This window comes from Acinetobacter sp. ANC 4216 (assembly GCF_004331195.1).
Classification (GTDB): domain Bacteria; phylum Pseudomonadota; class Gammaproteobacteria; order Pseudomonadales; family Moraxellaceae; genus Acinetobacter; species Acinetobacter kookii.
In genome coordinates this window covers 86,118-98,385 of record NZ_SJOC01000005.1, presented here as the reverse complement: position 1 = coordinate 98,385, position 12,268 = coordinate 86,118, and the positions used below count along the sequence as shown (strand labels likewise).

At 44.1% G+C, this 12,268-nt stretch carries 13 protein-coding genes; 12 read left to right on the top strand and 1 reads right to left on the bottom strand.

Annotation, left to right across the window (positions count from 1 at the left end; translation table 11 throughout):
* Nucleotides 1-64: 64 nt before the first annotated feature.
* The 11 genes from E0H88_RS05435 to E0H88_RS05385 all read left to right on the top strand — a co-directional run bounded on the left by E0H88_RS05435 (nucleotide 65) and on the right by E0H88_RS05385 (nucleotide 9,353).
* On the top strand, nucleotides 65-1,447 hold the full coding sequence (locus tag E0H88_RS05435) for a Do family serine endopeptidase (RefSeq protein WP_131273386.1): 1,383 nt from the start codon (nucleotides 65-67) through the stop codon (nucleotides 1,445-1,447).
* Between the two features lie 140 nt (nucleotides 1,448-1,587).
* Nucleotides 1,588-2,049: an acyl-CoA thioesterase gene (locus E0H88_RS05430; protein WP_131273385.1), complete on the top strand. Its 462-nt coding sequence runs from the start codon at nucleotides 1,588-1,590 to the stop codon at nucleotides 2,047-2,049.
* 173 nt (nucleotides 2,050-2,222) lie between these two features.
* On the top strand, nucleotides 2,223-4,040 hold the full coding sequence (gene lepA, locus E0H88_RS05425) for a translation elongation factor 4 (protein ID WP_092818596.1): 1,818 nt from the start codon (nucleotides 2,223-2,225) through the stop codon (nucleotides 4,038-4,040).
* 24 nt (nucleotides 4,041-4,064) lie between these two features.
* Nucleotides 4,065-4,892 (top strand): signal peptidase I, encoded by an 828-nt coding sequence (gene lepB / locus E0H88_RS05420; RefSeq protein WP_131273384.1) that lies wholly within the window; start codon nucleotides 4,065-4,067, stop codon nucleotides 4,890-4,892.
* A gap of 20 nt (nucleotides 4,893-4,912) precedes the next feature.
* Complete coding sequence (locus tag E0H88_RS05415; protein ID WP_131273383.1) at nucleotides 4,913-5,287, top strand: DUF4845 domain-containing protein; 375 nt, start codon at nucleotides 4,913-4,915, stop codon at nucleotides 5,285-5,287.
* Nucleotides 5,259-5,957 (top strand): ribonuclease III, encoded by a 699-nt coding sequence (gene rnc, locus E0H88_RS05410; protein ID WP_092818593.1) that lies wholly within the window; start codon nucleotides 5,259-5,261, stop codon nucleotides 5,955-5,957. Before E0H88_RS05415 ends, rnc begins: the two co-directional genes overlap by 29 nt.
* Nucleotides 5,957-6,985, top strand: coding sequence for a GTPase Era (era, locus tag E0H88_RS05405; RefSeq protein WP_092818592.1), 1,029 nt, complete (start codon nucleotides 5,957-5,959; stop codon nucleotides 6,983-6,985). The genes rnc and era overlap by 1 nt, the downstream gene beginning before the upstream one ends.
* 30 nt (nucleotides 6,986-7,015) lie before the next feature.
* Nucleotides 7,016-7,207: an NF038104 family lipoprotein gene (locus E0H88_RS05400; protein ID WP_131273382.1), complete on the top strand. Its 192-nt coding sequence runs from the start codon at nucleotides 7,016-7,018 to the stop codon at nucleotides 7,205-7,207.
* 12 nt (nucleotides 7,208-7,219) lie between these two features.
* Entirely contained in the window at nucleotides 7,220-7,930 is a 711-nt protein-coding gene (gene recO, locus E0H88_RS05395; protein ID WP_131273381.1) for a DNA repair protein RecO, read from the top strand.
* A gap of 25 nt (nucleotides 7,931-7,955) precedes the next feature.
* A complete protein-coding gene (gene pdxJ, locus E0H88_RS05390) occupies nucleotides 7,956-8,681 on the top strand; it encodes a pyridoxine 5'-phosphate synthase (RefSeq protein WP_131273380.1) in 726 nt (241 codons plus the stop codon).
* 18 nt (nucleotides 8,682-8,699) lie between these two features.
* Nucleotides 8,700-9,353, top strand: a complete 654-nt coding sequence (locus E0H88_RS05385; protein ID WP_131273379.1) for a MiaE family protein — start codon at nucleotides 8,700-8,702, stop codon at nucleotides 9,351-9,353.
* A 144-nt stretch (nucleotides 9,354-9,497) separates the two neighbouring features.
* Here E0H88_RS05385 and lipA read toward each other — a convergent pair whose 3' ends face one another.
* Nucleotides 9,498-10,511 (bottom strand): lipoyl synthase, encoded by a 1,014-nt coding sequence (gene lipA / locus E0H88_RS05380; RefSeq protein WP_131273378.1) that lies wholly within the window; start codon nucleotides 10,509-10,511, stop codon nucleotides 9,498-9,500.
* 209 nt (nucleotides 10,512-10,720) lie between these two features.
* Here lipA and sthA point away from each other — a divergent pair, with 209 nt between their 5' ends.
* Entirely contained in the window at nucleotides 10,721-12,136 is a 1,416-nt protein-coding gene (gene sthA / locus E0H88_RS05375) for a Si-specific NAD(P)(+) transhydrogenase (protein ID WP_092818586.1), read from the top strand.
* The last annotated feature ends 132 nt before the right edge of the window (nucleotides 12,137-12,268 follow it).

Here is a 12,268-nt window from a genome sequence, read left to right as displayed (position 1 = left end):
ACAGGCATGTTTTATGCTAAATACTGTTTACGCATACTTATAATGAATGGAGTGAATGCTTTACATGAACAATCGCTATATACAAAAAGGAATGTATGCTGCTGTATTCACCATGGCAGCGATGCAAACACAAGCAGCTTCCTCGGTAGACTTTTCTAATCTGGTTGAACAGGTCAGCCCTGCTGTAGTGAGTGTCAATGTCGTTAAAAAAATGACTCAGGAAGAGCTGATCCAGCAGCAAATCCCTGAAATTTTAAAACGCTTTTTTGGCAATCAGGTGATTGTTCCGCAGCAACAGGCTCAGCAAGAGAAAACCGCTTACGGCAGTGCATTCTTTATCAGTAAGGATGGTTATCTGTTAACCAACCACCATGTGATTGAAGATGCATCTAAAGTGACCATTATGTTTAATGACCGCCGTGAAATTGATGCCACTGTGGTCGGAAGTGATGCCCGTACCGATGTGGCATTGCTCAAAGTCAATGGTTCCAATTTCCCTGAATTGCGTACAGGTAATGTAGACCGACTCAAAGTCGGTGAGCCGGTACTGGCGATTGGTTCACCGTTCGGTTTTGACTATTCTGCATCTGCCGGAATTGTCAGTGCGAAAATGCGCAACATGATGGGGGAAACCTCGGTGCCTTTTATCCAAACCGATGTAGCCTTGAATCCGGGTAACTCAGGCGGTCCCCTGTTTAACCAGAACGGTGAAGTGGTTGGGGTAAACTCGCGTATCTTCAGCGGTACCGGCGGATATATGGGCCTGTCATTTTCCATCCCGATTGATGTGGCGATGGATGTGGCAGAGCAGCTGAAAAAGAATGGCAAGGTCACCCGTTCATATCTGGGGGTGATGTTGCAGGATATCGATCGCAACCTTGCAGAATCTTATAACCTGTCCAAACCTGAAGGTTCATTGGTGACCCAGGTTGCACCGAACTCTCCGGCAGCCAGAGCTGGCTTTAAGGCGGGTGATGTGATCCTGAAATATAATGGCTTGCCTATTTCCAGAACCTCTGATTTGCTTAATTACTTAAACCGGACTTCACCGAATCAAAACATTCAATTGCAAGTTTTGCGGGATGATAAGACCCGTAATATCTCGGCAACGTTGACCACTGCACCGGACGACACGCCGGCACCGGTGGAACAGGCAGCCCAAAATAAAGGTCCTGTTTTGGGGGTGACGATTCGTAACTTGACGGCCAGTGAGCAATCCCAACTGAATCTTAAAGGCGGTATTCTGATTCAAGAAGTCAAACGGGGAGGGATCGCTTCACAATCCCGTATCGCTGCAGGAGATATCATTACGCAAATCAATAATAAAACCATTTTGAATAGTAATGACTTCATTAAGGCAGTATCCGAACTGAAAAAAGGTTCAATTGCACGGGTTTCCATTATCCGTCAGGATCAACGCGCAATTCTAGGCATGCGTATTGAATAGCATAAATCAATCTATTCAACAGAAAACCACTCTATAGCCGAGTGGTTTTTTTTATTTTGCAATTTTACTGCAAGGCAAAATTACGTAGACTGTCTGGCCTTGAAGGTCATTTTTGCATAGCGTAAGGATCAGTAAAATAGATGAGCACAGTTTTTGATTTGGAAATCACCGTTCAAGCAAAAGATATTGACAGTCTGGGGCACGTGAATAACGTGGTGTATATGCACTGGATGCAGGATGTCGCTACTGCACATATTGATGCGCTGGGCTTGGGCTTGAGTGAGTACCTGGAACTGAAGCATGCCATGGTTGCAGTAGAGCACCATGTGCAATACCGTAAAGCGGCATTTGAAGGCGAAAAGATTATTTTGCGTACCTGGCTGGATGATATCAATGCCTTGTATTCTTTCCGGCAATATGTGTTTTATCGTCCCCAGGACCAAAGCGTTTTATTTATGGGGAATACCAAATGGGCCTGTGTGGAAATTGCCACAGGTCGGCCAAAACGCATGTCTCCCACTTTTAGTCAAGCCTACCAGCCGATATCGGAACACGCGAATCCACTGGATTTTAGCCAGTATGAAGTGATGGCTTCAAACTGAGGACATGAGTGCAATCCGGTTTTATTTTGAAAATAACAGTCAAAGCGAAAAACGAACTCATTATTTAGGATACATTGAAAAATCCATCTGCTATAATCCTACGCAATTTCTATTCAGCTTTTGCCATGCATTAACTATTGTTTGCATGGCGTGTTTTTTTCTCAAGGTAGCCCATGGCGCAAGCTAAAAAATCTGTTGATATTAAAAACATTCGTAACTTCTCGATTATTGCGCATATCGATCATGGTAAATCGACACTGGCGGATCGCTTTATTCAAACCTGTGGCGGTTTGCAAGATCGCGAAATGCAGGCTCAGGTTCTGGATTCTATGGAACTGGAACGTGAGCGCGGTATTACCATTAAAGCGGCATCCGTGACCCTGTACTATACCCATCCGAACGGTCAGGAATACCAATTAAACTTTATTGACACGCCAGGACACGTAGACTTTTCATACGAAGTATCACGTTCGCTTGCGGCATGTGAAGGTGCACTTCTGGTTGTCGATGCTGCGCAGGGCGTTGAAGCCCAGTCTGTTGCGAACTGCTATACCGCGATTGAACAGGGACTTGAAGTACTCCCTGTACTCAACAAGATTGACTTGCCGCAGGCTGAACCTGAACGTGTGATTCAGGAAATTGAAGACATCATCGGGATTGAAGCGACCGAGGCACCGACCTGTTCAGCGAAAACAGGTCTCGGTATTGAAGGTGTACTTGAAACACTGGTCAATGTTATTCCCGCACCTACAGGTGATCGTGAAGCACCGCTACAAGCCTTGATTATTGATTCATGGTTCGATAATTACCTCGGCGTGGTGTCTTTGGTGCGTATCAAACAGGGGCGCGTGCGTAAGGGCGATAAAATGTTGATTAAATCAACAGGCCAATCGCACATCATTACCTCGGTCGGTATCTTCAATCCTAAACATACCGAAACCGGCATTTTAGAAGCCGGAGAAGTGGGTTTTATCATTGCCGGGATTAAAGATATTTTTGGTGCGCCAGTCGGCGATACCATCACGCTTGCGGCAACGCCGGAAGTACCGACTTTACCGGGTTTCAAAAAGGTTAAACCGCAGGTGTATGCAGGTCTTTTCCCGATCGACTCAAGTGATTTTGAACCGTTCCGCGAAGCGCTGCATAAACTGCAAATCAATGACTCGGCATTGTTCTTTGAACCTGAAAGTTCAGATGCCTTAGGTTTTGGTTTCCGCTGTGGCTTCCTCGGCATGTTGCATATGGAAATCGTACAGGAACGTCTAGAGCGTGAGTACGATCTTGACCTCATTTCTTCTGCGCCAACCGTAATTTACGAAGCCGTGATGAAGAATGGTGAAACGATCTATATCGACAGTCCATCAAAAATGCCGGATGGTTCGACGGTAGAAGATTTGCGTGAACCGATTGCAGAATGTCATATTCTGGTACCACAAGAATACCTGGGTAACGTGATGACCTTGTGCGTGGAACGCCGTGGTGTACAAAAAGACATGAAGTTCATGGCTAATCAGGTTTCGATTACCTTTGAAATTCCGATGGCCGAAGTGGTCATGGATTTCTTTGATAAATTGAAATCATGTTCACGTGGTTTTGCATCTTTAGACTACAACTTTATCCGTTTTGAAAGTTCATCGCTGGTCAAAGTGGATGTGCTCATTAATGGTGAGAAAGTTGATGCTTTAGCGATGATCTGTCACCGTCAGGATGCACGTCACCGTGGTATTGCACTGGTTGAAAAAATGAAAGACCTAATTCCGCGTCAAATGTTTGATGTCGCCATTCAGGCCGCGATTGGTGCGCAAATCATTGCCCGTTCAACCGTAAAAGCCATGCGTAAAAACGTACTGGCCAAATGTTATGGTGGTGACGTATCGCGTAAGAAAAAACTTCTTGCCAAGCAGAAAGAAGGTAAGAAACGTATGAAGCAGGTGGGTAGTGTTGAAATCCCGCAGGAAGCGTTCCTTGCTGTGTTGAAAGTAGAAAGATAATAAATAATAGAGGTTATATCGCTCATGGATTTTGATTTTAATTTAATCCTTGTACCCGTCACACTGATTTTCTTTTTGGTGTGGCTACTCGATAAATTTGTCTTTAAACAAAGACAAACACGGGGCAAGGGGAATGAAAATTTCATCATCACATGGGCATATGATTTCTGGCCAGTACTGGCCGTCGTGCTGGTGCTGCGTTCATTCCTGTATGAGCCATTTAACATTCCGTCCGATTCTATGGTTCCGACCTTGGAAACGGGTGATTTTATTCTGGTCAACAAGTTTAACTACGGTGTACGTCTACCGATTGTCAATACCAAGGTAATTGATGTCGGTGAACCGGAACGTGGCGATGTGATTGTATTCCGTTATCCGCCACAACCGACCATCAGTTATATCAAACGTGTGGTGGGTTTGCCGGGAGATCATATCGTCTATGACCATGGCCAGCTCATTATCAATGGACAAAAAGTGGCGAAAGTTCCTGTAGAATTTAGCCGTGAAAAAGATATTCTCGATACACCAGAACCCATTTACCATCAGGAAACGCTCGGTAAACATACCTTCAAGATGCGTGAGCTTGAAGGGGTAAATGTTGCCCGTCAGGCACCCTTTATCAACTATGTTGAAAATGGTAAATATTCATCTGAAAATGGTTTATATTGGGAAGTGAAAGTACCTGAAGGTCACTACTTCGCGATGGGGGATAACCGCGATCAAAGTGCTGACAGTCGTTTTTGGGGCTTTGTACCAGAAGAAAACCTCACAGGTCGTGCATTCTATAAATGGATGCATAAAGAACCTGGATTTAAATTACCGTCGTTTAACCGCAACGGTATTATTGATTAAGCATGATTGGAAAATAACAAATGCGTAAAAATCAACAAGGGGCATCCTATATTGCAATTTTAATTGCAGTGATTGGTTTCGCTTTTTTAGTGAAAATTGCAATTGCTGTTTGGGCACCGTACTGGGATGATCGGGTTGTAGATAGCCAGATTACAGAGTTGTTGCAAAGTAGCCCGGCCGATACCGATCCTTCAAAGTTTGCAAGTCAGATGAGTCAACGTTTAGAGATGAACAATGTTCGCGATCTTAAATTTGATGAAATTGCTCAGGTGACCAATATTGATGGGCTACAAGTGAAAAAAGATTATGAGATAAGAAAGCCTTTCTTGCTCAATATAGATTTAGTGTTAAAGTTCGAGAAAAGTTTTGATCAAAGGTCAGTCCAAACTAAGTGATATGCGCTTAGTCCACCGTATCGGTTATCAGTTCAAACAGCCTGAATTATTGCAGCTTGCACTGACCCACCGATCGGTTAGTCATAAAACTAACTATGAGCGCCTGGAATTTCTCGGCGATTCATTGTTAGGGATGATCATTGCCCATTATTTGTATCAAGCCTACCCGCATGAAAATGAAGGGCGTTTAACGCGTATGCGTGCCACACTGGTTCGTCAGGAAGCATTAGGCAAAATTGCAAACGATTTGAAACTCGGCCCATGTTTAATTCTGAGCACGGGTGAGTTGAAATCGGGTGGACATCATCGAGAATCTATTCTTGCTGATACTGTAGAAGCGATTATTGGTGCAATTTATGTCGATTGTCATGATCTGAAGGTTTTACAAGACATCGTATTGAAATGGTACGCGCCATATTTGGACCATATTGAACCTACAGACCAACTCAAAGATCCTAAATCACGCTTACAGGAATATTTACAGGCACGTAAAAAGCCTCTCCCGGTTTATGATGTTGTAGATATTCAAGGTGATGCTCCCAATCAGCATTTCAAGGTGGAATGTACCATTGAGGGCTTGCCTGTATTGTATGGTGAGGGTTCAAGTCGTCGCTTTGCCGAACAGGCAGTTGCGGCAGATATCTTAAAACAATTGGAGCAAAAGTCTTAATGACTACTCATTCCGATCACATCGATGCTGATCACGAGCCGCAAGACAGCGGCAATGATTTAATTAATCAATTCTTCAGTTCGCAAGGAACTACGATTCCTTCGGACTTTAAAAGTGGCTTTGTTGCAATTGTAGGACGCCCGAATGTGGGTAAATCTACATTGATGAACCATTTGCTAGGTCAAAAGCTCTCTATCACTTCACGTAAACCGCAAACCACACGTCATAAAATTGTCGGGATTGATAGCCGTGAAAAATCTCAGGCAGTCTTTGTGGATACGCCGGGGATGCACAAGAAAGAAGTACGTGCCATCAATAAAATGATGAACCGTGCGGCTCATTCGGCACTACGAGATGTGAATCTGGTGCTGTTTGTGGTGGATGCGCAAAAGTGGACCCAAAATGATGAACTGGTGCTGGAAAAGCTGAAAAATGCAGAAATGCCGGTGATTCTGGTGATCAATAAGCTGGATACTTTTGAAAACAAGAATCAGGCATTACCCTTGATTCAGGAACGTGCAAAATTGATGAACTTTGCCGAGATCGTACCTGTATCAGCCTTACGTGGTGCCAACCTTGAGCATTTGCGGAATACCATTGAAAAGTATTTGCCATTCCAGCCACCGCTTTATTCACTGGATCAGATTACGGACCGTTCAGAACGTTTCCTTGCTTCGGAAGTGATTCGTGAAAAAATCATGCGTCAACTGGGTGAAGAACTGCCGTATGATTTGACCGTGCAAATTGAATCCTTCAAGACTGAGGAAGCCACCATCAATCCGAAAACCGGTCGTCCAAAAGCGGCTTGTACCTATATTGATGCGACCATTTTTGTCGATCGCCCTGGTCAAAAGGCTATCGTGATTGGTGAAAAAGGTTCAAAATTGAAGAAAATTGGTATGGATGCCCGTACCGACATGGAAAAAATGTTTGAACAGAAAATCATGCTGACCCTTTGGGTGAAAGTCAAAGGTGGCTGGTCTGATGATGAACGTGCACTGAAAAGCTTGGGTTATAGTGATATCTAAAATCTAGGTTTTACTTTGGAAGGAACTGTAATGATTAAAGTACTGACTGTTGTAGCATGTGTAGTGTTCCTGCAAGGCTGTATTCACAAGATTGTTACAGTTCCGGTAAAAGTGGCGTATAAAACTACCAAAGGCGTGGTGAAAGGTACAGCAGCTGTGGTGGGTGCTGTCATTCCGGATGGAGAGGATGAAGATTCTGATCCAGAAAAGAAAAAGGATTAGACTTCATTCTTTATGCGCAATGAAACCTTGCATGGCTATTTAATCCATCATCGTAAATACCGTGAGCGCAGCCATATTGTGCATCTGTTTACCCAGGAGCATGGTCGCGTGGATGGAATCTTAAGGCAAACGCCGCCACCGCAATACCAGCCGATCTGTTTACAGGCTTCCGGTAAATCTGAGCTTAAAAATTTTACCAAACTGGAAATTGTCAATCAGCCCATTTTCTTTTTTGGCGATGCCTTCTTTTCCGGTTTTTATCTGAATGAAATTATCCTGCGCTTGTGCCCGGTTGAAGTGGAAATGCCGCAAAGCTTTGTGCAGTATCATCAGACCTTGCAGCAATTGCAAAAGTTGGCACAGCAGGAGCATCCGGATCTTTTCTTAAGACAAATTTTACGTCAGTTCGAACATGCACTTTTGGAAGAACTGGGCTATGCACTTGATTTTACGGTGGATGCCCAGCAACATAAAATTCAGGAATCACAATCTTATCTGTTTCAGCTCAATGATGGCTTTATTCCTACAGTGCAACGGTCACGTTCGACTTTATCTGGACAGCAGATTCTTTCGATGCGTGATTATGAAAAAGGTAGGGATTTCAATCATGAGCAGTTACAATTATTGACTAAGCTTTATCGGCAGATTATCACCGCTCTTTTGGGCGACCGACCGCTGAAAAGCCGTCAATTGTGGATTCAAAATACTCAATCTCAATCTTAATTTTAAACATGGTTAGGAAATTGTTATGGCTGCATTGCTTGGTGTAAATATTGACCATGTGGCGACTTTGCGACAGGCGCGCGGAACCACTTATCCAGATCCAGTGAATGCTGCTTTAATTTGCGAACAGGCAGGAGCGGAGGGGATTACCCTGCATTTGCGTGAAGACCGTCGTCACATTCAGGATGATGATGTACGCCGTATGCGTCCGGTGCTAAAAACCCATATGAACCTGGAAATGGCAGTCACGCCTGAGATGGTGGAGTTTGCCAAGGAAATTCAGCCGCATCATGTGTGCTTTGTGCCTGAAAAGCGCCAGGAAGTCACCACTGAAGGTGGCCTGGATGTGGTGGGGCATTTTGAAGAGGTTAAAGCCGCGACTCAGGCCTTGTCTGCTATTGGCTGTGAAGTGTCTTTATTTATTGATGCCGACTTTGAGCAGATTGATGCAGCCGTGGCTTGCGGTGCGCCCACCATCGAGTTGCATACAGGTGCCTATGCCGATGCTGAAACCGCAGAAGCACAGCAGCATGAACTTGAGCGTATTGTCAAAGGTGCGGAATATGCTGCATCTAAAGGTCTGATCGTGAATGCAGGACATGGTCTGAACCTGGACAATGTCACGCCAATTGCTGCAATTCCACACATTCATGAGCTCAATATCGGTCATTCCATTATCGCCGATGCAGTCTTTGTCGGTTTGGCGAAAGCTGTTCAACAAATGAAAGCTGTGATTAAAGCAGCACGTTAAGATTTAAGTTTAAACGTTATGTCGACAACCCATTATGATGATCTCATGAAACCTGTGATTGGCTTCCTGGGATGTGAAACGCCGAAAACCTGGCTAGATGAAGCTGTGAATAACCTGGAGTTGCTCATGCAGGATCATGCCAATTGTGAGAAAAAAGCCGCTGGAACAGCCATGAACCTGATGTTTCGTTACAGCTTTTTTACCGATTTGCAGGTCAAGCTGGCACAACTGGTACGCGAAGAGATGCTGCATTATGAGCAGGTGCTGGAATTCATGTCGAAACGCGGACAGGAATGGAAAGCGGTGAGTGCCGGTCGTTATGCAGGGATCTTGCGCAAGGAAATTCGCACCTATGAACCTGAAGCACTGATTGACGTGCTGATTATTGGTGCCTTTGTGGAAGCACGTTCCTGCGAGCGTTTTTATGCGCTTGCCCCACTGGTTGATGAAGAGTTAGGACGTTATTACCGTTACCTGCTCAAGTCTGAATCACGCCATTATGAAGATTATCTGGCACTGGCTTTAGATGTTGCCAAAACGTCTAAAATGAAAGATCCGGAAGAAGACATTCAGGGGCGCATTCAGCATATCCGTGAAGTGGAAAAGAATTTAATCCTCTCTGAAGATGATACTTTCCGTTTCCATAGTGGTGTACCACATCAAGCTGCTTAAATGCTTTTGATTTCACAAATCCTCTATTTAAATAGGGGATTTTTTATGTCTCATTTTTATCTTTTTTAGCTGGAAATAAAAATGCCAATCTAAACTTATTAGATTGACATTTGTTGAACCGCCTGGTTTCAGGCTGATTTTCAATTAAGCTTCAATGGTCTGAACCGCAATTTTTTTCGCAGGGTCAACTTTACGGCGTACGGCTGGAACCGGTTCACCATAATATTGACGGTCGGCAAAGTAACTTGAGCGAACCATTGGGGCTGCCCAGATATTCTTGAATCCAAGTTTTTGACCATGGGCTGTGTAGCGTTCAAATTCTTCTGGAGTCACGAAACGGTCAATCGGTGCGTGTTCTTTAGAAGGCTGTAAATACTGACCAATAGTCACGTAATCGACATCATGGGCTTTTAAGTCATCCAGCAGGGCAATCACTTCTTCTTCAGTTTCACCAATACCGACCATCAGGCCACATTTGGTTGGAACATCCGGGCAGTATTCCTTGAACATTTTCAGCAGGTTTAAAGAATGCTGATAGTCTGAACCCGGACGCATCGCTTTATACAGGCGTGGTACGGTTTCAATATTGTGGTTAAATACGTCCGGTGGACACTCGGTCATGATGCGAAGCGCTACGTCCATACGACCACGGAAATCCGGAACCAGAATTTCCAATAAGGTATTTGGGCTCAAGCTGCGGGCTTCTTTAATGCAGTCCACGAAATGCTGTGCACCGCCATCTCTGAGATCATCACGGTCAACCGAAGTAATCACGGCATATTTTAAGCCTAGGTTGGCAATGGTTTCGGCCATATGACGCGGTTCGTCCGGGTCCAGTGCATTTGGACGACCATGTGCCACGTCGCAGAACGGACAGCGACGGGTACAGATATCACCCATGATCATAAAGGTTGCGGTACCGCCACCAAAACATTCTGGCAGGTTCGGGCAAGCGGCTTCTTCACACACTGTATGCAGTTTTTGTGCACGCAAGGTGGTTTTAATGCGTTGAACTTCATCTGGTGCCGCCATTTTCACGCGAATCCAGTCCGGTTTGCGTGGCGTTTCAACCGTAGGTACAACTTTTACAGGAATACGAGCGACTTTCTCTGCGCCACGAAGTTTGACACCCTGTTCAGGTTTACGGTTTTCAGACATATTCAACTTTTCCACTGTTTTTTGACGGGGGAGATACTAGATATATTAGGTCTCTCATTATAACGGACTTGAATCTAAATGGGGTAAAAAGGATATTCATTTAATAAATGTAGTCATCACTTAATATATGTGAGGTAAATACAGAAAATTGCGAGTATTTACGTCATAATATAGCCAAGATAGACCAATATTGAAGATAGGAGCGTTGAATGCCACGTAAAAAAGAGGTCATTAGTGGAACTTTCGTTAAATACGATGCGGTAGTTCTCGGTTCAGGCCCTGCGGGTGAAGGCGCGGCAATGAAACTTGCTAAATCAGGCAAGCGTGTTGCAATAGTTGATATGCGTGAACAGTTAGGTGGTAACTGTACACACGTAGGTACCATTCCAAGTAAAGCATTACGTCAAACTGTATCGAGTATTTTGCGTTACCAACGTGACCCAATGTTCCAAAAAGTGGGTGAATGGAAACAGTTCACCATGAAACAAGTGCTGCGCAATGCACACAAAGTCATTCAGTTGCAAGTCGATACCCACTCGCGCTTCTATGATCGTAACAAAATTGATATCTATCATGGTCGTGCTTATATACAAGACAAAAATACCATCCTGATTTTCAGTCCGGAAGGTATTACTGAAACTTTAAGTTTTCAGCAGCTGGTGATTGCGACAGGTTCACGTCCATACCGTCCTTCAGTGCTTGATTTTAATCATCCACGTGTATTTGATTCAGACAAAATTCTGGATCTGGATTTCTCCATCAAGAAAATCATCATTTATGGTGCAGGTGTGATTGGTTGTGAATATGCATCCATCTTTATTGGTTTGGACCATAAAGTTGATTTGATCAATACCCAGCCTAAATTGCTCAGTTATCTGGATGATGAAATTTCAGATGCGCTGTCTTATCACTTGCGTGAACAGGGTGTCTTGATTCGTCACAATGAACAGATTGATCATTTGGAAACTTTTGATGATCACGTAGTAATGCATTTACAAAGTGGTAAGAAAATTAAAGCCGATGCCATTTTATGGTGTAATGGCCGTTCAGGGAATACGGATGGTTTAGGTCTTGAAAATGTAGGTATTACACCAAACAGCCGTGGTCAATTGAATGTCAATGATAAGTACCAGACTGAAGTGGACAATATCTATGCTGCGGGTGACGTGATTGGTTGGCCATCCCTGGCTTCTGCTGCTTATGACCAAGGTCGTTGTGCGGGCGCAAATATGAGCGGCGAGAAAGACGTTGCACCAGTAACTGATATCCCGACAGGAATTTATACCATTCCGGAGATTTCTTCGATTGGTAAAACTGAACAGCAACTGACTGAAGAAAAAATCCCGTATGAAGTGGGGCAGGCCTCTTTCCGTCATTTGGCGCGTGCGCAAATTACCGGTGATACGGTAGGTGAATTGAAGATTCTATTCCACCGTGACACTCTGGAAATTCTGGGTGTACATTGCTTTGGTAATAACGCTGCCGAGATTATTCACATTGGTCAAGCCGTGATGAACAGCCCGAACAATACCATCAAGTATTTTGTGGAAACTACGTTTAACTATCCGACCATGGCAGAAGCGTATCGTGTGGCAACCTTGAATGGTATGAACCGTTTATTCTAAGATTTTCTGAATTTTAAATGCGAAACCCGTAAGTGCATGCTTACGGGTTTTTGTTTATTTTGTAGTATTAAATATCATCTCAGCCTAGGGGATTAGGGGATAGCGATTGTGCAAACCCGCAGATCAAATGAA

Coding starts and splice junctions, on each gene's coding strand:
- E0H88_RS05435 (WP_131273386.1), top strand. CDS start 65: ATGAACAATCGCTATATACAAAAAGGAATGTATGCTGCTGTATTCACC.
- E0H88_RS05415 (WP_131273383.1), top strand. CDS start 4,913: ATGCGTAAAAATCAACAAGGGGCATCCTATATTGCAATTTTAATTGCA.
- E0H88_RS05400 (WP_131273382.1), top strand. CDS start 7,016: ATGATTAAAGTACTGACTGTTGTAGCATGTGTAGTGTTCCTGCAAGGC.
- lepB (WP_131273384.1), top strand. CDS start 4,065: ATGGATTTTGATTTTAATTTAATCCTTGTACCCGTCACACTGATTTTC.
- recO (WP_131273381.1), top strand. CDS start 7,220: ATGCGCAATGAAACCTTGCATGGCTATTTAATCCATCATCGTAAATAC.
- lipA (WP_131273378.1), bottom strand. CDS start 10,511: ATGTCTGAAAACCGTAAACCTGAACAGGGTGTCAAACTTCGTGGCGCA.
- pdxJ (WP_131273380.1), top strand. CDS start 7,956: ATGGCTGCATTGCTTGGTGTAAATATTGACCATGTGGCGACTTTGCGA.
- E0H88_RS05430 (WP_131273385.1), top strand. CDS start 1,588: ATGAGCACAGTTTTTGATTTGGAAATCACCGTTCAAGCAAAAGATATT.
- era (WP_092818592.1), top strand. CDS start 5,957: ATGACTACTCATTCCGATCACATCGATGCTGATCACGAGCCGCAAGAC.
- E0H88_RS05385 (WP_131273379.1), top strand. CDS start 8,700: ATGTCGACAACCCATTATGATGATCTCATGAAACCTGTGATTGGCTTC.
- sthA (WP_092818586.1), top strand. CDS start 10,721: ATGCCACGTAAAAAAGAGGTCATTAGTGGAACTTTCGTTAAATACGAT.
- lepA (WP_092818596.1), top strand. CDS start 2,223: ATGGCGCAAGCTAAAAAATCTGTTGATATTAAAAACATTCGTAACTTC.